Annotated in this window: 20 protein-coding genes and 1 pseudogene; 14 read left to right on the top strand and 7 right to left on the bottom strand. The window is 40.5% G+C overall.

The window, feature by feature from the left end; genetic code table 11:
• Positions 1-99: 99 nt before the first annotated feature.
• A complete protein-coding gene (locus PseudUWO311_RS17685) occupies positions 100-417 on the top strand; it encodes a DUF1778 domain-containing protein (protein WP_142656553.1) in 318 nt (105 codons plus the stop codon).
• Positions 417-920: a GNAT family N-acetyltransferase gene (locus PseudUWO311_RS17680; protein WP_142656552.1), complete on the top strand. Its 504-nt coding sequence runs from the start codon at positions 417-419 to the stop codon at positions 918-920. Before PseudUWO311_RS17685 ends, PseudUWO311_RS17680 begins: the two co-directional genes overlap by 1 nt.
• 6 nt (positions 921-926) lie before the next feature.
• Here PseudUWO311_RS17680 and PseudUWO311_RS17675 read toward each other — a convergent pair whose 3' ends face one another.
• Positions 927-1,313 (bottom strand): hypothetical protein, encoded by a 387-nt coding sequence (locus PseudUWO311_RS17675; RefSeq protein ID WP_142656551.1) that lies wholly within the window; start codon positions 1,311-1,313, stop codon positions 927-929.
• A complete protein-coding gene (locus PseudUWO311_RS17670) occupies positions 1,310-1,885 on the bottom strand; it encodes a hypothetical protein (protein ID WP_223807624.1) in 576 nt (191 codons plus the stop codon). The genes PseudUWO311_RS17675 and PseudUWO311_RS17670 overlap by 4 nt, the downstream gene beginning before the upstream one ends.
• 90 nt (positions 1,886-1,975) lie before the next feature.
• Between PseudUWO311_RS17670 and PseudUWO311_RS17665 the strand changes: the two genes are divergently transcribed.
• Positions 1,976-3,127 carry an AAA family ATPase gene (locus PseudUWO311_RS17665; protein WP_142656550.1) on the top strand — a complete coding sequence of 384 codons (1,152 nt, stop codon included), beginning with the start codon at positions 1,976-1,978 and terminating at the stop codon, positions 3,125-3,127.
• On the top strand, positions 3,124-3,822 hold the full coding sequence (locus PseudUWO311_RS17660) for a hypothetical protein (RefSeq protein ID WP_142656549.1): 699 nt from the start codon (positions 3,124-3,126) through the stop codon (positions 3,820-3,822). Before PseudUWO311_RS17665 ends, PseudUWO311_RS17660 begins: the two co-directional genes overlap by 4 nt.
• A 75-nt stretch (positions 3,823-3,897) precedes the next feature.
• Here PseudUWO311_RS17660 and PseudUWO311_RS17655 read toward each other — a convergent pair whose 3' ends face one another.
• Together PseudUWO311_RS17655 and PseudUWO311_RS24930 are read right to left on the bottom strand one after the other, a co-directional pair.
• Entirely contained in the window at positions 3,898-4,176 is a 279-nt protein-coding gene (locus PseudUWO311_RS17655) for a BrnA antitoxin family protein (protein WP_142656548.1), read from the bottom strand.
• A pseudogene (locus tag PseudUWO311_RS24930) lies at positions 4,139-4,409 on the bottom strand (BrnT family toxin). Before PseudUWO311_RS24930 ends, PseudUWO311_RS17655 begins: the two are co-directional and overlap by 38 nt.
• Before the next feature lie 197 nt (positions 4,410-4,606).
• On the opposite strand from PseudUWO311_RS24930, the gene PseudUWO311_RS17645 reads away from it, so the two are divergent.
• The 9 genes from PseudUWO311_RS17645 (at position 4,607) to PseudUWO311_RS17605 (ending at position 13,664) form a co-directional block, all read left to right on the top strand.
• A complete protein-coding gene (locus PseudUWO311_RS17645; protein ID WP_142656547.1) occupies positions 4,607-4,981 on the top strand; it encodes a response regulator in 375 nt (124 codons plus the stop codon).
• Positions 4,982-4,986: 5 nt separating this feature from the next.
• A complete protein-coding gene (locus tag PseudUWO311_RS17640; protein WP_142656546.1) occupies positions 4,987-6,528 on the top strand; it encodes a response regulator in 1,542 nt (513 codons plus the stop codon).
• A 274-nt stretch (positions 6,529-6,802) separates the two neighbouring features.
• Positions 6,803-7,543: a phycocyanobilin:ferredoxin oxidoreductase gene (locus PseudUWO311_RS17635; RefSeq protein WP_142656545.1), complete on the top strand. Its 741-nt coding sequence runs from the start codon at positions 6,803-6,805 to the stop codon at positions 7,541-7,543.
• A 474-nt stretch (positions 7,544-8,017) separates the two neighbouring features.
• Positions 8,018-9,289 (top strand): choice-of-anchor I domain-containing protein, encoded by a 1,272-nt coding sequence (locus PseudUWO311_RS17630; RefSeq protein WP_190303550.1) that lies wholly within the window; start codon positions 8,018-8,020, stop codon positions 9,287-9,289.
• 926 nt (positions 9,290-10,215) lie between these two features.
• On the top strand, positions 10,216-10,734 hold the full coding sequence (locus tag PseudUWO311_RS17625) for a phycocyanin subunit beta (protein ID WP_142656543.1): 519 nt from the start codon (positions 10,216-10,218) through the stop codon (positions 10,732-10,734).
• An 83-nt stretch (positions 10,735-10,817) separates the two neighbouring features.
• A complete protein-coding gene (gene cpcA / locus PseudUWO311_RS17620; RefSeq protein ID WP_103667082.1) occupies positions 10,818-11,306 on the top strand; it encodes a phycocyanin subunit alpha in 489 nt (162 codons plus the stop codon).
• A gap of 218 nt (positions 11,307-11,524) precedes the next feature.
• On the top strand, positions 11,525-12,343 hold the full coding sequence (locus PseudUWO311_RS17615; protein WP_142656542.1) for a phycobilisome linker polypeptide: 819 nt from the start codon (positions 11,525-11,527) through the stop codon (positions 12,341-12,343).
• Between the two features lie 95 nt (positions 12,344-12,438).
• Positions 12,439-13,302 (top strand): phycobilisome linker polypeptide, encoded by an 864-nt coding sequence (locus tag PseudUWO311_RS17610; RefSeq protein WP_142656541.1) that lies wholly within the window; start codon positions 12,439-12,441, stop codon positions 13,300-13,302.
• A gap of 131 nt (positions 13,303-13,433) precedes the next feature.
• A complete protein-coding gene (locus tag PseudUWO311_RS17605; protein ID WP_142656540.1) occupies positions 13,434-13,664 on the top strand; it encodes a phycobilisome linker polypeptide in 231 nt (76 codons plus the stop codon).
• A gap of 190 nt (positions 13,665-13,854) precedes the next feature.
• Here PseudUWO311_RS17605 and PseudUWO311_RS17600 read toward each other — a convergent pair whose 3' ends face one another.
• A complete protein-coding gene (locus PseudUWO311_RS17600; protein WP_142656539.1) occupies positions 13,855-14,301 on the bottom strand; it encodes a hypothetical protein in 447 nt (148 codons plus the stop codon).
• Positions 14,302-14,515: 214 nt separating this feature from the next.
• On the opposite strand from PseudUWO311_RS17600, the gene pyrE reads away from it, so the two are divergent.
• A complete protein-coding gene (gene pyrE, locus PseudUWO311_RS17595; protein WP_142656538.1) occupies positions 14,516-15,076 on the top strand; it encodes an orotate phosphoribosyltransferase in 561 nt (186 codons plus the stop codon).
• 61 nt (positions 15,077-15,137) lie between these two features.
• Here pyrE and PseudUWO311_RS17590 read toward each other — a convergent pair whose 3' ends face one another.
• Both PseudUWO311_RS17590 and PseudUWO311_RS17585 read right to left on the bottom strand, forming a co-directional pair.
• Positions 15,138-15,947, bottom strand: coding sequence for a prohibitin family protein (locus PseudUWO311_RS17590; protein ID WP_142656537.1), 810 nt, complete (start codon positions 15,945-15,947; stop codon positions 15,138-15,140).
• A gap of 140 nt (positions 15,948-16,087) precedes the next feature.
• Complete coding sequence (locus tag PseudUWO311_RS17585; protein WP_142656536.1) at positions 16,088-21,055, bottom strand: AAA family ATPase; 4,968 nt, start codon at positions 21,053-21,055, stop codon at positions 16,088-16,090.
• Between the last annotated feature and the right edge of the window lie 327 nt (positions 21,056-21,382).

Here is a 21,382-nt window from a genome sequence, read left to right as displayed (position 1 = left end):
ATATACAGCACAAACCCTGAATAGTGGTTCTTGTATTGACATTGTATATACAAAAGCGTTAATATAATGTTAATAAGGGTATATAACAAATTTTTAATTATGCCTAAATCACCTCAATCTCAGATAACAAAAATCAAAGAACAAGTTCTCAATCAAACTCGTGACTTGTCTATTAATATTCGGATTAGCCAAAATCAGAGAGATTTAATTGATCGGGCGGCAACATTACAAGGTAAAAGTCGCTCAGAATTCATGCTGGAATCTGCCCACCAAAAAGCACAAGATGTTTTACTCGATCGCTGCTTTTTTGATGTTAATGCAGAGCAATTTCAGCAGTTTATGGATCGCTTAGATGCTCCTATCATGCCTAATGACAATCTGCGCCAACTATTAACGACAAAGGCTCCTTGGGATTAATGACTAATCAAGGAATTAACCCACCCGAAAAAATCAATCCTTCTCATCAAGTCGATCAATTTGATTGTGGAAATATTCAACTCAATAATTGGTTAAAGCATCGAGCTTTCAAGAATGAAATACAAGGTGCTTCTCGAACCTATGTAGTTACTGTTGAGAATGTGGTTGTGGCTTATTACTGTTTAGCAAATGGTGCGATCGCGCAGACCCTTTCCACAGGTAAAGTCAAGCGAAATATGCCCGATCCCATTCCTGTGATGATTATTGGGCGTTTAGCAGTTGCTCAAAATTGGCAGGGTAAGAGAATTGGCAAAGCCTTGCTCAGGGATGCGATACTTCGTACATTGCAAGCTTCTGAAATTGCGGGAATTAGAGCGATTTTAGTGGAAGCAATTTCTGATGAGGCAAAGCAATTTTATGAGAAGTGTGGTTTTACGGTTTCGCCTATTGCGCCGATGACTTTGATGATTACAATCAACGATGCAATTTCATCTTTAATCTAGGCTGCTCTATCTAACTAAACTAGCTAATTTCTCTTCATCTAGAGCTACACCTCGACGTTCTAAATATTGGCGAAGATTAATTTGAATGAATAAATCTTGTAATTCTTCGGCAATTTCTGCTGGAGGATTGCCTGATAGAGCCGTTGCAATTAGTCGATTGGCTATCTCAAACTCTCCACATTCGATCGCTAAAGAGGCAGCACTACAATGTAAAACTGAACGGGTTGGCTCAGATTCCCAATGATTAGCAATTAGGGCGGCGGCGCTTGACTCTTGAGCAAAGGCTTGTCTAAGCAAATGATTAGATTGCTCTATTTCACCTCTGAGCTTAGCCACTTGGGCTAATTCTGCTAAGTCCATTGCTTCTTTATGTAATACATTAACTTGCGTCATTTTTTTGCTGTCATTGCTATCGGTTTGCTAAATTCAACTACTACAACATAAGCAGGCAATATACCATCAGAAGATTTGGTCTGTTCTAGCTTCTGCTTTAATCTAAAGTTTATTCGTTTTTGATATCCTGCTCGAATACCTGATATCTCTAATCGAACTTTATTCTGAAATGGGAGCAGCTCATCATCGGTTTCAGTACCTAGCCAATAGTCAAATCCTGTGCCTTTGCGAGATCGCTCAATAACAGTAAAATCTGTAAGTCTGGTAATAATCATAAAAGCAATACCGTAAGCTGCTTGCTCTGTTGTATATTCTAAATCATTCCAACATCGAATCATCTGTGGTGTTACGGGTTGCCAATACAGCTTAAATGTTGCCTGAAAGTCGCCTTCAACTGCAAGGTTTATGCCCTGAGGATGTCCGCGATCGCTTAAGCAAACTGCACAAGCTTCGGCTAAGGTTGCCCCAAATACAGGAGTAATCGCTGGGAAACCATTAGTCAAGTCAGTCAAGTCAGTTAAAAATATCGAGTCAGAATTTTTGGAGTCCATATCAGCTATTGTGTTGGACATGACTGTATCTTATGATAATCACTCATTTATGTTTGGTTATAAACATTTGTATCAAGATAGTCACAATATTATTCCTAGTTTTGAGCAATCATGAACATTAAAAGTTTTACTTTTAGAAACAACACGCAAAACTGGCAGATAGAAAAAGTTAGATTTGATAATTTAAACTTGTTAGTTGGTAGCTCTGGTGCTGGAAAGACAACCATTCTGAAAGCACTTGTTCTGATTTTTAATGTTGCACAGGGTAAAGTCCTCCCGTTAGAAAATCTAGCGTGGGCTATTGATTTTTCTCATTTAGGGCAAGATTATAGATGGGAAATAACAACAAATTCTATTCAAGACTCGTTCTCAAGTGAACAGATACGAGTCGAAATTTCAGAAGAAAAGCTCATTAAATTTGAAGATAACACAGAAATAGAGATTTTACATCGGAGCAAAACAAAGTCGAAATTAAACGGAGAAAATTTGCAAAAGTTCAAAAAAACTGAAAGTGCGATTAGTCTTTTAGCAGAAGAAGAATCTATAGCGCCTGTAACTGAGGCATTCAAAAGATTTATTGTTAAAGTAATCCCACAAGAGCTAATTCCGTCAATTGGAGTTGATCCTAGCAATATGCATGTATTGTTAGATTCTGAGATAGAAGACTCTAATTATTTTATTCACCTAGAAAAGTTCAAAGACATGGCAGCCGATGCTCCTACAGTGCTTACGGCTTACTATCTAGAAAAAATTTTTCCTAAAACTTTTGACGAGATAAAAGATATTTACACTGGGATATTTCCCAATGTAGAAGATGTTAGAGTCAATGCTGAACTGAAGTCGGATAATAGATATGCTCTCCTAATAGAAATTTTAGAGAGAGGTTCAGCAAACTGGATTTCTCAGGTAGAAATATCGTCTGGTATGTATCGTGTATTAACTTGTTTAATAGATATTTTAGCTTCACCTGAAGAATCAGTAGTTGTTATTGATGAGTTTGAAAATAGCTTGGGTATTAACTGTATGCCACAGCTAACAGATTTTATTCTAGACAAATCGCCAAATCTACAATTTATTCTTACCAGTCATCATCCCTATATCATTAATAATATCCCTTGGGAAACTTGGCAATTAGTAAGTAGAACTAACGGAATGATAAGAGCTAGAAAAGCAATAGATATTCCTGCCCTTGATACAGCATCTAGCTTAGATAAGTTTACTCAACTAATTAACTTTCTTGTATATGAAGGTGGAGTTGCATGAATCTTTTGTTCTTAGTTGAAGGGGCAACCACAGAATACCAAATATACAGGGCTTGGTTATTGCATTTATTACCCAATCTCAAGTTTGTCGCTAGACCAGAAGATAACACGAATAGCTCCTGTCGAATCATCATAGGTGGTGGCTATCCGAGCATATTTAGTCGAATAGAATCATGTTTAGCAGACATAAAAAAATTCGGTAATATAGATTATTTCTTTATCTGTCTTGATTCAGAAGAGGAAACTTATCAAGATCGCTATGATGAAGTTAACGATAAACTTGAAACACTAAAAGTTAAAGTTGGCATTGAACAAAGCCAAACAACTAAGTTTCATATCATCATTCAAAATTGTTGCATGGAGACTTGGTTTTTAGGTAACGCAGAAATTCCACTTAAAAGTAGTACTGAGAATCGCTCTAGAAAATTCTTAGCTTTTAAAGATCATTATAATGTTTTAGTTGACGATCCAGAGATGATGACTGATCATCCACCCAGTCATTCCTATCGGACAAAAGCAAAGTTTCACAAAGCCTATTTAAACGAGTATTTGAGAGGATTTGGTTTGGGTTATATCCAGAGTAATCCAACAATCATTGCGGAAAAAGAATATTTAGAAGCTCTCATAGAACGGTGCAGATCAACTAATCATTTATCTAGCCTGAAGTATTTATTGGATATCTGGGACGAAATGTAGAACATGCGATCGCTGTTTTGATTGACTTGAGGATTTTAGCGATCGCAATTTGTTTTTAGCTTTGAGAAAGGCGATCTATTTTCTAGCTTCCATATAAGCCCGTAACAAAGAATTAATCTGAGTTTGATAACCACGCCCTTGAGACTTAAACCAATCTAAAACATCACTGTCAATCCGAAGCGTAATCTGTGCTTTATTTTTCGCAACAGGCAACCCACCACGTTTCACAATTGCCTTAGCAAACATCTCAGGTGTAACTTCTGGACAATCTGACAGATCTATATCTTCATCATTCATCGTCTCAAGCCTTTGCCAATCAGTCAAAGACTTCCTCGAAATAGATTTTTTGTTCATATCTAGTTGCCTTTCTTGCAGAAATAATACGGATAGAATCATTGCGATCGCTATGGACAATAGCAACAACTAAACTTTGTAATAAACCAAATGTGACAAAACGCTGCTCGCCATAATCATAGCGATTATCCTCAACTGTTAATGTATCTCCTTCACGATAGAAACATCTAGAAAATCAATTCCATGTTTACGAAGATTCGCAAGACGCTTTGCTTATCCCATTCAAACTCCATTGCTGGTTTACATCAACATCAAGTTAATTGTAACAACAATTTGTAGTTACAACAAGTTACCAAATTGTTTTGATGACTTGTTGATTTTGGCGATCGCAATGTACAAGTAGTCATTTAGGTCTTGAGACAATACACAATGATACAAAAAGCACAAATCGATTCATAATGAAAACTACTGTTTATAGCTAGCGAGAGCCATGCCGACTAAACGGATTTTGATTGTTGATGATGAAGAAAGCATTCAAACTGTTGTGCAGTTTGGTATTCAGATGGTCGCTGATTGGGAGGTGTTAATTGCAAGTTCGGGACCACAAGGGATTAAAACTGCTTGCAATGAAAGCCCTGATGCTATTTTGCTAGATGTGATGATGCCAGATATGGATGGTATAGCCACATTTAAAGCACTTCAAGCCGATCCACAAACAGCTCAGATTCCTGTGATTTTCTTAACCGCCAAAGCCCAAACCTCAGAGAGAAGACAGTTTAATGATTTAGGGGTTAGTGGGGTAATTACAAAACCTTTTAATTCCCTCGATCTCCCCGATCAGATTATGAAAATGCTGGATTGGTAAAAGCTATGAAAATATTACTCGTAGAAGATGATGACGTATTAATTGCTGTCCTAACTAAAAATCTGACCGACAATCACTATATTGTAGACGTGGTCAAAGATGGGGAAATGGGTTGGACTTATGGCTCGACCTTTGAGTATGACCTAATTATGTTAGATATCGTTTTGCCCAAGCTAGACGGAATAACTCTATGTCAACGCTTTCGTGCCGAAGGATATACCACACCCATTCTATTACTCACCTCACAAAACGCCAGCACCGCCAAAGTCAGCGGATTAGATGCGGGGGCTGATGACTATGTGGTTAAACCTTTTGATATAGCTGAATTAATTGCAAGGATTCGAGCTTTATTGCGACGCAGTAATGCCAGTTCTTTTCCTCTACTAGTTTGGGGAGGTTTACTGCTAAATCCCAGTACCTGCGAAGTTTCCTACAACGATCATTCCCTAACTCTCACAAATAAAGAATATGAGTTGTTAGAACTGTTATTACGCGACAGCCAGCATTTACTCAGTGCTGACGAGATCCTCGATCGCCTATGGTCGTCCGATGAATTTCCCTCCGAAGCAACAGTGCGATCACATATTCGACGATTACGCCATAAGTTAGTAGAGGCAGGTGCTCCATCAGATTTTATTGCGACTGTCCATGGACGAGGCTATTACCTCAAAGCGCCAGATAAGGTAGACGATGTCGTGATGCCAAGCCAAATTGAGTCTGCTAGCCGCAATTTACCTAAATTATCACAAGCAAAGTCTCAAGATAATCAACAGAAGCAGTATTTAGAATTCTTAAACCAAATTTGGATAGACACCAAGCCGAAAAGTCTTGAACAATTAGAAGTATTATTTGAAGCTGTCAGGAAATTAAAATCTGGCAAACTAGATCCACAATTACAAGCACAGGCTCAACAGGTAGCTCACAAATTAGCGGGAACTTTGGGAACCCTTGGCTTAACGATGGCAATGCAATTAGCGCGTCAATTAGAAAATTTGCTTACTAGCCAACCTTTACTAAAAAAACAACAGTTAGAAATTTTAGAAACATTGGTAACTTCTTTAGAAGAGTCAATTCAAAATACGCATCGAATTCAAAGCGCCCCCATCGCCGCGATCGCAGATATATCATCTTCAAGATTTGAGCTAGATCATTCTCAAATTGGAACTAAGGTGATGATTGTTGATGATGATGTCGATTGTTTGCGATCGCTACCTAAGCTACTGAAGCCTTGGGGATTTAAAGTAACGACTTTGGCAGATCCACAGGACTTTTGGACGGTGTTGCAATCAGTATTGCCTGATGTCTTGGTGTTGGATGTTAATATGCCTGAAATCAATGGATTTGAGCTCTGTCAATCTCTAAGGAGCAATCTCGACTGGCAGCGGTTACCAATTTTATTTCTGAGTGTGATGACAGATGTTAATACTCAAAATCTCGCTTTTAGTGTTGGCGCAGATGACTATCTATGCAAACCAATCGTGGGCATCGATCTAGCAAGTCGCATTCATAATCGACTACAACGAGTTAAAGCTTACCAAAATAGATAAATAGTTCGCAAAGCAAACCATTTATTGCTGTAAAAGCCCAATATTGGCAAAGCGGACTTCGCCAGTCTTTCCAATATTGGGCTTTTACAGCAATTTTCGATCAAATGAACCAAAAGAAAGTTTTTAAAAGTGTTGCTTCGCAACACTTTTAAAAACTTTCTTGGTTTGGGTTTGAGCGCAAAGCACTGTAATTGCACATATTTTGCACAAAAAATCAGTCATGGTCAGACAATAAATACTTTTTTTAAATTCACATATATTGAGATAAAATCGCATGACTCAAGCCACACAAGCGTCGCTGCGAGAGCAACAGTATCCCCTCATTCACGATTTAGCTAATTGTATCGAATCTGTATGGCGGGAAAACTTAGATTTATCGGATTATCAAGTTCCAGAAGATCTTGGCTATGTTGAGGGTGCATTAGAAGGTGAGCGCCTAGTAATTGAAAATCACTGCTACAGCACACCTCAATTCCGGAAGTTGCATTTAGAGCTAGCCAGAGTTGGCAGTGGCTTAGATATTTTGCACTGTGTGATGTTTCCTAATCCTGAATATGGCATTCCCATATTCGGAGCCGATTTAGTCGGAGGACGTGGCAGTATTAGCGCCGCGATCGCAGATCTATCTCCTGTCCATCCTGAACGCGCATTACCTCGTAGCTACCACAACGCTTTGTCAAGTTTACCTGAGATGCATTTTGAGCAGACTCGTGAGCTACCACAGTGGGGCGATATTTTTTCCGATTTCTGTTTGTTTGTGCGTCCAATGGGAGAGAAAGAAGAGGCGAACTTCCTGCAACGTGTGCGCGAATATTTGACTTTGCACTGTCAGCTAGCGGTGGCAACGGAGCCGTTAACGACTTCTGTGGAAATCGATCAGATTTTGGCGGGTCAGCGCTATTACTGCGAGAAGCAACAACAGAACGATAAAACTCGGCGGGTTCTAGAGAAGTCTTTTGGCACAGAATGGACTGAGCGTTACATGACGACAATGTTGTTTGATTTCGCCGCCTAAATCTAGAGCATAGCAGTCAATATTTTTGCAGCAAGTCTTAAAAGTCCTATTGCTAAAAGAACTCTTAGTCCGCTTCGACAAAAGAATCCTGCAATCTTTGCTTAATTGGACTTTCTGCACCTCACTAGGCGCAATCAGTGCCTTCATTCTTCAAATCAGAGATATCTGAATGTTGGTATAACGGTCTAGCTGAGACGCTATAGTCATGTGTGCATTTACAGATCCGAATCAGTATTTGAGATTAGCCAAAAATAGTTTGACTAAAGAAAAAACGGGTGCGTTAAATTTCATTAACGCACCCTACAAGATCCGTGATCGCTGTGTAATTCCTAAATACGATTGAATCGCTGAAACGTAGTGAAATGAATCATTTTCAGCGCCAGAAACTAAGAATCTGAAACAAGCTTAATCTTTGCTTAAGATTTGTCTTGTAGTATTTAGCAGTCTACCATTAGCAATAATTTACTCAACTCCATGTACGGATTGCGTTCTGCATACATACTGCCTGCTATGGCTCTAGTAGCCTTTACTACCGCTACCGCAGCGATCGCTCAACCTGAAGCTAAGCTTTCATCTATAGTGCGATTCAAACCCCCTGGCTCTGCCCCAGAAATTGTTGCAGCTAGTCGCGATGGTAATAGAATTGTCTATGTCAACTCCAAAGAGAATGATATAGGATTTGTCAATATTCAAGACCCTAGCAAGCCGAAGATGCTTGGTGTGGTTAGTGTTGCCAATGTGGGTGAACCAACTTCTGTAGTAATTACCCCCGATGCGAAGTATGCGATCGTGTCTATTTTTGTCAAAGAAAAACCAGGTCAACTCCTATTCTTTAACATGAGCGATCGCAAGCAAGTAGCTAGTCTTACCCTCCCTGGTATTGGTCCTGATAGCATTGCCATTACCCCTGATGGGAAGAAATTAGTAGTTGCGATTGAAGATGAAGAAAATACCGATAAGTTGCCAGGTAAAAGACCGGGAACAGTTGCGATCGTTACCCTCGATTACAATAACTTATCCAAGTCATCCATTCAAAACATCGCCATCAACCTCAAGGGGATTTCTGGGGTGAATTTCCCTAGCGATCCTCAGCCAGAATACGTGGCAATTTCTCCCGATGGCAAAATGGCTGCTGTAACCTTACAAGAAAATAATGCGATCGCCTTGATTGATATTAAATCAGCCAGCGTAACTCGGATTTTTTCAGCTCGCACAGTTACTCAACTTGCAGACCTGAGCGACGATGACAAAGCTAGCTTGACAGAGAAATTCACTGGTCGGCGCGAACCCGATGGGATTGCTTTTACCGCTGATGGTCTTTTTTTGGTTACTGCCAATGAGGGAGATACGGAGCGCAAAACTTTTGGGGATAAAGTCTATTCTGGTGGACGCGGCTGGACTATTTTTGATCTACAAGGTGCAGTCGTTTATGAAAGCGGCAACTCTGTAGAAGCGATCGCTATTAAAAATAGTTTTTATCCTCTCAAACGCTCTTCAAAGAGAGGTATTGAATTGGAAGGGGCAGTAGTTTCAGTTGTAGACGGCAAACAGGTTGCTTTTCTAACCTCGGAGCGTGGCAACTTCTTGGTTGCTTATGACATTTCGTCTATTCGTATGCCGGTTCTTTTAGGGGTTGTGCCGACTGGCAAAAATCCAGAAGGATTAGTAGTGATTCCTAGTCGGAATTTGGTTTTAACTGCCAATGAAGCGGACGGTACAATCGATATCATTAAGATCAAGCCATAGATATAGCAATGTAAGCTTTGCTTAGGACATAAAACCCAAAAGATGGCAGAGCTTCGCTCTGCCATCTTTTGGGTTTTGAATTGTCCTATCTATCTCTTACGTTGCTATATATAAGGCTTTAAGTTAAATCATAGACAGAGGAACTGGTAGATCTAAACATTGAAAGTTTCTCTGTTTCTTTATCTATACTTTGCTTCTTGGTCAAGGATGACTCTGCTGAACGGATACTCACGAAACCATCGCCCAGCACTAAGAATCTGCTTTTTAAAGATTTTTAGTGCTGCCATTCTCAATAGTTGCCACCAGATCAAGACAAAGTTTTCATAATGAGAATTACTGGTAGATGACGAATTACCACCCAATAATAAATAATTGTTAAGCAGATTATGTCGCAATGTTCTTAACAATTACCGATCTATTGGTTTGATTTTTAATTTCCGAAAGCGAAGTCACACCTCGCAAATTGGCATTACGGACAATTCTAATAAATGAGAATGGCTAAAAATATTAGTTTGTTATCAATCTTTATATTAAGAAATAAGATCAAATAAAACGAATACTTTACAATTGCCGATTAGGTAGAAATCCCTAGAGTGATTTGCTGATAAAGGCTTGCATAACTTCTCCAAATTTTAAATTAACGCCTTAAACATCACTTCTTGATTTGCACAAAATCTGCACAAATTAGTTGTTTTAATCAATTCAATCCCAAAGCCATTTGAACAACTTCAACTGGCAAACAGTTAAGTTTTCGCTCTCTTAAGTAAATTGGATAGATTGGTTATCGTTTAATCAATTAAAACTTAGGAATCTATATATTTTGAAGATATTAATTGCAGATATTAATTGCAGTTCGATATCACAAAGTAATAGAAGGGTTGGGAGTCATAACAAAACTTATATATTAAACAAGGAGATTCTTTAGAATGCTAGATGCTTTTACTAAAGTAGTTGCCCAAGCCGACACACGTGGCGCTTTTGTATCTGATTCTCAAATTGATGCATTGAAACAATTAGTTTCTGATGGCACAAAGCGTTTGGATGTGGTTAACCGCATCACCGCTAGCTCTTCATCCATTGTTACCGACGCAGCTCGTGCTTTGTTTGACGAACAGCCTCAATTGATCGCTCCTGGTGGAAATGCATACACCCATCGTCGTATCGCTGCATGTATGCGCGACATGGACATCATTCTTCGCTATGTAACCTACGCAGTATTCTCTGGCGATGCAAGCGTTTTGGAAGATCGTTGCCTCAATGGCTTGCGTGAAACCTACAGCGCATTGGGCGTACCTGGTGGATCGGTTGCAGTTGGCATCGAAAAAATGAAATCAGCAGCGATCGCACTTGCTAACGATCCTAACGGCGTAACCCGTGGCGATTGTAGCGCTTTGATGTCTGAACTCGCTAGCTACTTCGACAAAGCCGCCGCCGCCGTAGGCTAATCGATTAATTTCTTAAATTAATTTTTCCCTTTTCCCTTTTCCCTTTTCCCTTTTCCTTTTAAAATCCTAGAGGTACATTAAGTATGAAAACTCCTTTAACAGAAGCCGTCTCTACAGCCGATTCCCAAGGTCGCTATCTTGGCGTTCCTGAAATGCAAGCTGCCTTTGGTCGTTTACGCACAGCGGCTGCTAGCCTTGATGCTGCTAAAGGATTGAGCGCTAAAGCTTCCAGCTTGGCCGAAGGTGCAGCAAATGCTGTTTACCAAAAATATCCCTACACCACCCAACAGTCTGGCAACAACTTCGCTTCCACCCCTCGCGGTAAAGCAAAGTGCGTTCGTGACATCGGCTACTATGTCCGCATGATCACCTACTGCTTGATTGCTGGTAGCACTGGTCCTATGGATGACTATCTAGTAAGTGGTTTGACCGAAATCAACCGTGCTTTCGATCTTTCTCCTAGCTGGTATGTTGAAGCTTTGAAATCAATCAAGGCTAATCATGGCTTGAGTGGAGATGCAGCTTTGGAAGCTAATTCCTACATCGACTATGCAATCAATGCCCTAAGCTAATCGGTTTTCTTCTAGAGATAATGATCGGCAAAGCGAATCGCCGCCGATCATTATCCTAAAATGTTAAAGCATATGAAAACCCCGAAAACGGTAAGTACGCCCTGCGGGGAGTGCTTACCGTTTTCTTTATTCAATAGGATATTTGTAGAACTTCACCAAATATCCTATTGAATAAAAGCATTTAAAAAAAATTGTTAAAAAAATTTGGGAGCTTAAATATGACAAGTTCTTCGGCGGCAACCCGTTTAGGGTTCGAGCCTTTTGTGAATACTTCTCCTGTAGAGTTGAGACCTAACTGGACTGGAGCTGATGTCATCGCCGTAATTACTGCGGCTAATCGGCAGGTTTTTGGTAACGATCATTTGATGGCATCAGAACGACTAGTTGGTGCTGAGTCATTGCTTGCTAGTGGCAATATCTCGGTACGCGATTTTGTTCGGGCTCTAGCGCAGTCAGACCTTTATCGGACAAAGTTCTTTTCCACTGTTCCAAATACTCGTTTTATTGAGTTGAACTTCAAACATCTTTTGGGACGTGCTCCCAATGATGAAGCAGAGATCACAGAGCATCTCGATCGCTACATTGAACATGGATATGAAGCAGAAATCAATTCATATATTGATTCAGCTGAATATCAAGATAATTTTGGCGAGTCGATTGTTCCCTATTTCCGAGGGTTTGCATACCAAACTGGACAGAGAACCGTAGGGTTTACTCGCATGTTCCAGATTTATCGTGGCTATGCCAATAGCGATCGCACTCAATCCAAAAACAAATCAACTTGGCTAAATGAGGGGCTTGCACAGAATACAGCCAATCCAATTCGTACGCCTCACTATGGTCAAGCGCTGACTGGTACTACTGGTGATGATCGCGGACAGATGTATCGTGTACGCGCTATCCAAGCTGATAACGGACGGACTACCCAAATTCGCCGTAGTGTTAGTGAGTACGTGGTTTCCTATGACCAACTTTCACCAACTCTACAAAGGTTGAATAAACGGGACAGCCGCATTACGCAGATTTCTTTAGCTTAATGCATTAACCGAATTTGTTAAAATTACTGCTTAGCAGTAATTTTAACAAATTCGGTTAGATTTCTATTTGCTTAAATATTAAAGGAGAATAAAATATAGTGATTACCAATGCTGCTTCCCGTTTGGGAATTTCTGCTTATAGCGATAGCAGTCCAACAGAACTCCGTCCTAACTGGACTCCAGAAAATGCCAAGATTGTTATTAATGCTGTCTATCGCCATGTGTTGGGCAATGACTACATCATGGCATCAGAGCGTTTAACCGCCCTTGAGTCCCTGTTAAATAATGGTCAAATCACCGTTCGTGATTTTGTGCGTGCAGTAGCAAAGTCGGAATTGTACAAAAACAAGTTTCTCTATCCTAACTTTCATACCCGTGTGATTGAGTTGAACTTCAAGCATCTATTGGGACGAGCTCCTTATAATGAAGCTGAAGTCGTCGAGCATCTTGATCGCTATCAAAACGAAGGCTATGACGCTGATATCGATTCTTATATTGATTCAGCCGAGTATGAAGCCAATTTTGGCGATTCGACCGTACCTTATTATCGCGGTTTCGAGAACAAAGTTGGCGATCAAACTACTGGATTTACCAGAATGTTCCGCCTCTATCGTGGCTATGCCAACAGCGATCGCTCTCAAATTGAAGGCAATAATTCCAGATTAGCGGCTGAACTTGCTCAAAACAGTGCTTCTGCGATCGTTGGAGCTTCTGGTAGCAACGATGGCTGGGCATATCGTTCTGCAAAGGGTGCAATGGCTACTCGTGCATTTGGTCGCTCTTCTACAGGTTCAGGCGATCGTCTTTACCGCATCGAAGTTGCCGCAGTTTCTCTGCCTCGATACCCTAAAGTACGCCGCAGTAACCGTGAGTACATCGTGTCCTATGAGCAGTTGAATAGCACTTTGCAACGCATCAATAAAATGGGTGGCAAAGTTGCCAGTGTAACGACTGTTTAAACAAAAAGTAATCCTATTAGGGTTTTGAGTTTTCATTTTGTCTACTGCAAAATGAAAACTTCAATAGTATGTGTATCTAAAAGGTACATATATTAATCAATTTCAACAATCTATATTGAAAATTTGTTTTTATGATACCTTCCCCTTCCGCCTCAGATAATCGCTACTTTGTCTATGAAGTAGCGGGGCTTAATCGCTACCAACAACCCGACAATAGTAATTATGTTATCCGCCCTAGCGATAATGTTTTTATGCAAGTTCCTTATAATCGCATGAATGAAAAAATGCGAAGTATCGCCCGTCTCGGTGGCACAATTGTGAGCATCCGTCCACTCAATGAGCATTTGTCTCAAGGCGAGTAACTTATAGCTCTTTGGAAATAAAGCCAAAAAGAGTAATGGCGGCGCAAAGCGCCGCCATTACTCTTTTTGGCTTTGAGCAAAAAGTGCCAAAATCCCCAACAATAAAGGCAGCGCTAGAGGCGCTGCCTTTATTGTTGGGGATTTTATTTTAGACTCAACACAAAAAACTTAATTAGGGTAACTAAACCAATTACCACAAAGCAGGAACAGGACGCGATGGTACTGTTGGCTCAAATCTAGGCGTAGGAACCGCAGCAGCAGGTTCTTCAGGAGCAGCACAAGCATTAAAACCTTCACTCAGCAAAGATGAGCAATAAGGACTTGGCAAATCACGAGTGCGAATAGTCGCATCGCTAAGAGTTTGCAAATCCATCATTTCTCGATTCATCGCTCTAAAAGCGTTTGCTTGACGCTCAATCCATTGATCCCTAAAGGGTGCTTGAATATAAGCGTTAGGCAGATTAGGATCAGAAGTCATATCCAAAACTTTGTTCTGTGCCTGAGGATAGGTAGCAGGAAAGTTTCGAGGAAATTGCTCTTGATCCGTAAATGTGGGGTCAGCTAAAGCAGCACCACTAGCCAGCAGCGTCGAAGCTGCAACTAATGATGAGGCAAGCCACGAGAACTTAGTACTCATATAAATATGCATCCTCACAGTTGGACGCTGACTAATGTAGCAGATCCAGTCATAAATTGACTGGTTTTAGAAAATTGGGCGTGAAATACAAAACTCAAAAAGAGTTGGAGACGCTTCGTGCCAACAACTCTTTTTAGGTTTTGTATTTTTATATGTTAAGCGATCGCTATACACTACAAAAGTATTTATTAAGCTCAAAAACAGAATCAAAATTGTGGAACATCCAAATCGCAAAAAGTTACTGGATCTCTTTTGTCGTCTTGCTTACAAGAGCGGCGACTTTACCCTATCGTCTGGACAAAAAAGCACCTATTACATCAATGGAAAGTTAGTCACACTACATCCATTCGGTGGTTTGTGGACTGGACAGGTGTTATTGGAGATGTTGCCAATAGGAACAGGTGCAGTAGCAGGACTGACATTGGGTGCTGATCCAATTGTTAGCGCGGTAAGCGTCGTCTCAGCCTATGAAAACAAGCCAATTCCTGCGTTGATTATTCGGAAGCAACCGAAAGGGCATGGGACAGCAGCATGGATTGAGGGGCCAGAGCTTGCGCCAAATACAAATGTAGTAGTACTAGAGGATGTAGTCACCACGGGGCAGTCAGCGTTATTTGCAGTCGAAAAGTTACGTGATGCAGGTTATACAGTAACCCACGTATTAACACTAGTCGATCGCCAACAGGGTGGGGCTGAGCTTTATGCCAAAGAGGGACTAAAGTTTGGCTCAGTATTTGATATCAGCGAAATTCAGAGTTACGCGAAGGGGCTGTAATTACAGCGCTTGACGCTCAAAAGTAATCAAAAAAGGGGGCGCGAAGCGCCCCCTTTTTTGATTACTTTTGAGATTTTGTAATATCTAGATTAAGAAATGGAACTGCACCATTTCCACCCAGTACTTGGGGAAACTTGCCATCCCATTTTTCGATCGCTTGTTTTTGTAACAACTCGGATGTCAGTGTTTCACGCAACAGTCGCTGCGCTTCAGCCTGTCCCTTGGCGCGGTTGATGGTAGCTTCAGCTTCTTGTTCGGCTTCTCTCGCAATATACACAGCTCGCTGAGCGCGTTGCTCGGCAATTTGCTTTTCTTCTACCGCCTTAGAAAACTCAGTCGAGAAATTTAAATCAACGACACTGGTATCTAAAACAATAATGCCGTACTTACTTAAGCGCTGACTTAAAGCTTCATCAAAATCTAGCTTTAGCTCATCACGCTTAGTGATCGCCTCTTCGACAGTACGCCTTGCTGCGGCGACTTTAAAAGATTCTTGAGTTTGCGGTGCAATAATTTTAGAAACAATATTTTGCAAAGTACCTTGAGTACGACGAATAGTCACGACTTCAATCGGATCAAGGCGAAAGTTAATCGCAAAACTTGCCGTAAGCTGTTGCAAATCCTTGGTCGAGCTTTGGGCTGGGACTTCAAACTTCTGCACAGTCAAATCATAAACATCGACTTGAGAAATTACAGGCGGCTTAAAATGCACTCCTTCCAGCAATACACCATCCTTGGCTTTTCCCAATATGCTCAACACGCCTGCTTCGCCAGGATTGATAATTATAAATGAGTTAAAACTGATAACCGCGAGAATTCCTAATATGGCAACTAGGACTAAGGACTGCCAGCTAGTTTCTTGGTCTTGCATTACTTTTTCCTATGATCTATGGCTTTCGATCATATCTCATTATAAAAATTGGTTTTGTTGAAAGTACACCTGCGGAGTACTTTCAACAAAATTGCAGCGCCAAAGGCACTACAAACACCAAATTAGTCAAATTAGTTTTTTTATTGCTTACAGATTTGTTTTTGCTCTAGAGGCAATGTGGGTGTGGATTCAAGATAGTTATCAAGTAAGTTACAACCCCTCTGCACTAATTCGTTAAAATTTAATATCTCCGCATTCCATAATTTCAGGGTATTGTCTCGACTCGCAGAAACAATATTTTTACTATCAGGGCTGTATGTTAGAGCATAAACTTCCGCTGTGTGACCAGATAGGGTTTTGAGTAGCTTGCCACTGGCTCTATCCATAATTTTGATAGTCTTATCGGCATTTGCCGCCGCGATCGCCTTACCATCAGGACTAAAAGTCATCCCATAGATCCAAGAATCAGCCGTAACCGTAATCACCTGTTCTAGAACGCCTGTTTGAGCGTTCCATAGTTTTAATTTGCCATCTTTACCAGCCGATCCAATTTGTTTGCCATCGGGGCTATAGGCAACGGCAAGCCCTCCATTGCGATGCGCCTCCATCGTATAGATATTCTGACCATTGTTCACATCCCAAATTTTCACCGTTTGATCGTTACTCGTCGAGGCTAGTGACTGATTATCGGGACTAAAGGCGATCGACCAAACAGTTCCCGTATGTCCTTCCAGTACATGCAATAATTGCGGATTATCATCATCATTCCATTTCCATAGTTTAATTTTTTTATCCCATCCCAGTGTCGCTAAAATCTTTTGATCTGGGCTAAATGTGGCATAGATCAACTTCGCTCCATGAATATTTAGTGAATGTAATAGCTTGCCTGTGGCACTATTCCAAATCTTTACAGTTTTATCATCACTTGCCGTGACTAGCTTCGTTCCATCATTATTAAAACTCACACCATAGACTGTGTCTTCATGCCCTTTGAGTTCCTGTCTGTAAGTCCCATCAGCATTCCAAAGACGTACTGTCTTATCAACGCTGCCAGATGCAAACATTTTTCCGTCAGGACTAAATGCAACTGACCAAATACTACTTGTATGCCCATAGAGATTATTGAGTAATGTGGCCTTAAGATCCCAGAGGCGCACTGTGCGATCTTTACTAGCAGATAGAAGATATTGACCATCAGGACTAAAGTTAACGTCAAAAATACCATCGGTATGTCCACCTAACTTCATTTCTAATGTTCCATCAGAATTAAGGATTTGGATCGAACTATCTTGAGCACCAAGCGCAATCCGATCGCCATCAGCACTGAAATTTAAGCTCAAGATATCAGTTGACGTTCCTTTCAAGGCCCGCACAAATTGAATTTGACGATTCTGATCTTTAATTTGCCAGAGCTTCACGGTTTCATCTCTACCCGAAGTTAACAGTTGCTGACCATCGGGATGAAACTTCACGGTAAAAAGTTCTTGATCGTGGGCGATCGCACTTGTGAGTAAATTACCTTGCAAATCCCAGAGTGCAATCGTGGTGTTTTTAGCCGTCACAATCAAGTTGCCATCGGGGCTAAAACTTGTATCTTGAATAGAGCCTGCTTCTTTCTCAGAAGATTTATTGCCAACATTTTTAGGGTTTAATGTCAGCAGCTCAATGCCGCGATCGCTATCCCAAAGTTTTACTGTGCCATCCTTACTGCCAGTCAGTAATCTTTTACCATCAGGATGAAAGTTTACCCTCAATATGTCATCTTGGTGAGCATAGAACTTGCTAATCAACTTACCAGACTCACTATCCCAAATCCGCACACTTTTGCCTTGCCCTGTGGATGCAATTTTTTTGCCATCAGGACTAAAACTTAAACCTCGAATATCCCTTGCCTGCAAACCAACTAACTGCGTGATCAATTTACCATTACGTTGATATAGATCTACGCTGCCATCAAAACTACCAAGGGCGAGAATATTACCGTCGGGGCTAAATTTCGCAGCATAAAATGGAGCATCTCTTTTTTTGGAAAAAAATCGATAGCGCTCACGGATATTATAGATAATGGTTTGCAGGTTTTCAAAGGTTGACTGAGTAATTCTAGTTTTGTCAGTTCCATCATCCGTATACTTTAACTTTTTCGCAGATTGGATAATTGTCGCTAGTGATTCCAATTGACGGTTGAGCAAAAAGCTAGAGTTTGCGGAAGAAATCAAAGCTTCGATTTCACCAAACTCTGCAAGTTGACGCTGACGATTTGCCTGAAATGCCAAACCTGCCATCACAAATAAGCCCACAACTGTCCCCACTAGAGCACCCTTAGTAAGGCGGCTAAGATTGGCTTGGCTACGTTGAGCCGAAAATTGGACTTTGCGTAACTCATTTAGCAAGCCAGTTTCTTGGTTAGCCCGAATAAATGAAACTAGGTAGTCATGGACAAGTTGATATCGATTACTCGGCACTTCAGACAATTGGAAGATTAAGCCTGAACCAATTAAAATCTCTAAAACTAGATCGAGCTCTTCAGTATTACTTGAATAAGACAATAGCCCCGCTCGCAATTCATTGTAAGTACGCAATGGGCGTTTACCTTGCTCATCAGTCAGCAAAATCAATACCTGTTGAGCAATAAAGGACGCATTACCACAAGATTGAATTACTTCTTCGACTGATTGCTCAACAAGACTCTGCTTAGATCCCGCAGCCTGATAAGCCGAGAGGGTGGTGATATTGCGATCTTGGAGTTGAGAGCCAACTAGTTGCAGTTCAATTGGGCGTACTGATCCGCGATCGCCTGCGAGATCGCGCACCAACTCATCCACAAGAATCGGCTCAAGAGTAAAATTGGCATGTTCGGTAAGATTTTCGATTAGTGATTTAGCATCAGAGGGAGAAAGATTACCTAAGGCATAGCGAAAATTGCGGCTTAAGATATCAACTTCTGGATAGGCTGATTCTAGTTCTAGAAGCAAATAGAGATAGTCTTCACGGAGTGAAATCACTATTTTCAGCAAAGGAATTTTTAGACAATTTTGCCAAAAGTCAATAAAAACTTGTCTTTCATGCGATTGAGTACAAGTAGAAAAGAACTCTTCAAATTGGTCAAAAATTAAAACAACCTGAGTACCATTAGCTGCTAGTTGTCTCAGTTTGTGTAATAGATGTACGACATCGCGATCGCCATTCTTACGACGATCTTTCCATTCATTCGATAGTAGATCTGCTTTCTGGAAAACATTGGTGTCAGGAATGAGATTTTTGTGAATGGCAAGAAAGATAGCATTGATCCAGTTTGTATAAACATAAATTTTGATTGGCATTAATTCTTGACCTGCCAAAGATCGCTGCAATAATGCAGGAATTAGTCCAGCGTTGACTAGTGAACTTTTACCAACGCCAGATTCACCGTGGATTACGGTTAGTTGATGCTCAATTGAGGTTATCCTTTCTACTAAACGTTCTACATCTTGAGTACGCCCAGAAGCCGCGATTTCCCCCGCATTAACATCAAACCTAATCGAATCTAACTCCGCAATACTAGAATTAGGAGAAAATTGTTTTGGTTGCAGAGTACCAGCTCCGACAAAGGCTCTCAGTCCATATTGCTGCTCTAGCGATCGCTGTCTTTGCCTCGCTTGGAATGCCTCAAGATAACGTCCTTGGGCAAAAGCAATATCATGAAAAGTATCAAGAAACCGAATATAGAGCTTCGGTTCATAATTCAGATTAAAGCTAGCAATAGTTGATTCAATTACATTTGCAGCAAGTTCCAGTTCTTTAAGCTGAAGATAACTCTGGGTGATTAAGAGTTGATATTGACCTCTCTGAATATGGCGCATCCGCAACCAATTATGGTTAAGGCTTTCTTCTTTAAAACTAGGAACTTGATCTAAAGTAGCTAGTGCTTTAGATGCATAATCTTTAACTTGCTGCCATAATCCCCTTTCTACAGATATTTTGGCTAAGTATCCATAATCTTGAGCAAGTTCAAGAGGCATCTGCTCATGCAATGGCATCAATGACCCGATCCAGATTTCTAGTTCTTGCCATTGCTTAAGTTGTTCAAGAACACCACTATAAGATCGACTATATTTGGCAATTAAATCCAACTGATTTTCTTGTTTAAGAGCAGCGATCGCTTCTTGAAAAAATTGTTTTGCCTTGTGCCAAGAATCTTGAGCCTGTCGCCCATTCACAAAGGAATTATGCCACCACAAATTACCTAAATAAAATAAAACAATCCCACTCTCGATTGAGCGATCGGCTTTTTGCCAATAGGCAAGGCTGCATTGATAATAGATTTGAGAAACACTATGTACTTCACCCTGAGATTCGGCATACACATCACTAGCAATTGCTTCCTCAGATCGCCACAATAACCGTCCAAGGGCAAGGTCTAATTTTGCTTCCAATTCAAGAGAAATCTCTTGCTTAGTTTTGTACTGAGCAAGTCTCAGATCGCGTCTTGCTAGCTCTAGTTCACTATAGGAGAATGATTCACGATCAGCATCGATTTTAGTATCTTGCCAAAATAAGGGAATTTGAGGATCTCTGGCAATCTCAAACAATCGATCTACTTGTTGATGAACTTCTGCATCTAGTTGTTCAGGATTCAATCCAAAGTTGATCGGCGGTGCAGCCAAATTTGCTAGTTCAGGAGCATTAATCCATAACTGTTGCAATTCACGATCATTCAGCCACAATACCAATGGACAGTTAATCTGTTGCTTCAAGCGATCGCGAAATAGGTTAGCTTCTAAAAACAAATCTTCTAAATGTTCAGATCTAGTTTGTTCTAAGCCCAAACACATTAGGGCAGAAATATGCTCAGGCTGACCATCACACCCAAAATTTTTCCATGCATTTTGTAATTTATCATAGAGAGTCTCATGGGGTTCTCGCCACCAAAGCTCACGATATGTAGAGACTGTTTTTGCTCTTAACGCTATCAACAGTTCTTGTCTAAGACGGCGATAATTGCAATTAACAATAATCAACAAAAATGATCCCTGAGATCGATTGATCGTTCTAGCCAATATTTCTAGCGATCGCTCATTTAGGGAATATACATCTTCCAACTTTCTGATCGACTGTTCGACCTGAATCACTTGTTTCGTTTTACCGTGATCACGATACCGTCATTTACACAGACATCCTACTACAGTCGAAGCTATCAAAGAAACCCAGCAATTCTTAATATGAAACCAATTTTGGTGTTTCCAGTGCCTGCGGCACTGGAAACACCAAAATTGGTTTTTTGAAAGCCCGACTTAGACAGGCTTTCAAAAAAAACAATTTTCATAATGAGAATTGCTGACCGAAACCCAAAAGATGAGAAGCGTTTCAAAGCAACATTTCTCATCTTTTGGGTAAAAAACGCTACAATTGTTAAAAATTGTAAAGAGTTTTGCGATTTTCAACAAATTTTCCTTCTA

It is taken from the genome of Pseudanabaena sp. UWO311 (assembly GCF_006937785.1).
Lineage (GTDB): Bacteria > Cyanobacteriota > Cyanobacteriia > Pseudanabaenales > Pseudanabaenaceae > Pseudanabaena.
Note: the sequence above shows the minus strand (reverse complement) of the source record. Positions and strands in the feature narration are given on the sequence as shown.

Coding starts and splice junctions, on each gene's coding strand:
- PseudUWO311_RS17685 (WP_142656553.1), top strand. CDS start 100: ATGCCTAAATCACCTCAATCTCAGATAACAAAAATCAAAGAACAAGTT.
- PseudUWO311_RS17680 (WP_142656552.1), top strand. CDS start 417: ATGACTAATCAAGGAATTAACCCACCCGAAAAAATCAATCCTTCTCAT.
- PseudUWO311_RS17675 (WP_142656551.1), bottom strand. CDS start 1,313: ATGACGCAAGTTAATGTATTACATAAAGAAGCAATGGACTTAGCAGAA.
- PseudUWO311_RS17670 (WP_223807624.1), bottom strand. CDS start 1,885: ATGTCCAACACAATAGCTGATATGGACTCCAAAAATTCTGACTCGATA.
- PseudUWO311_RS17665 (WP_142656550.1), top strand. CDS start 1,976: ATGAACATTAAAAGTTTTACTTTTAGAAACAACACGCAAAACTGGCAG.
- PseudUWO311_RS17660 (WP_142656549.1), top strand. CDS start 3,124: ATGAATCTTTTGTTCTTAGTTGAAGGGGCAACCACAGAATACCAAATA.
- PseudUWO311_RS17655 (WP_142656548.1), bottom strand. CDS start 4,176: ATGAACAAAAAATCTATTTCGAGGAAGTCTTTGACTGATTGGCAAAGG.
- PseudUWO311_RS17645 (WP_142656547.1), top strand. CDS start 4,607: ATGCCGACTAAACGGATTTTGATTGTTGATGATGAAGAAAGCATTCAA.
- PseudUWO311_RS17640 (WP_142656546.1), top strand. CDS start 4,987: ATGAAAATATTACTCGTAGAAGATGATGACGTATTAATTGCTGTCCTA.
- PseudUWO311_RS17635 (WP_142656545.1), top strand. CDS start 6,803: ATGACTCAAGCCACACAAGCGTCGCTGCGAGAGCAACAGTATCCCCTC.
- PseudUWO311_RS17630 (WP_190303550.1), top strand. CDS start 8,018: ATGTACGGATTGCGTTCTGCATACATACTGCCTGCTATGGCTCTAGTA.
- PseudUWO311_RS17625 (WP_142656543.1), top strand. CDS start 10,216: ATGCTAGATGCTTTTACTAAAGTAGTTGCCCAAGCCGACACACGTGGC.
- cpcA (WP_103667082.1), top strand. CDS start 10,818: ATGAAAACTCCTTTAACAGAAGCCGTCTCTACAGCCGATTCCCAAGGT.
- PseudUWO311_RS17615 (WP_142656542.1), top strand. CDS start 11,525: ATGACAAGTTCTTCGGCGGCAACCCGTTTAGGGTTCGAGCCTTTTGTG.
- PseudUWO311_RS17605 (WP_142656540.1), top strand. CDS start 13,434: ATGATACCTTCCCCTTCCGCCTCAGATAATCGCTACTTTGTCTATGAA.
- PseudUWO311_RS17600 (WP_142656539.1), bottom strand. CDS start 14,301: ATGAGTACTAAGTTCTCGTGGCTTGCCTCATCATTAGTTGCAGCTTCG.
- PseudUWO311_RS17590 (WP_142656537.1), bottom strand. CDS start 15,947: ATGCAAGACCAAGAAACTAGCTGGCAGTCCTTAGTCCTAGTTGCCATA.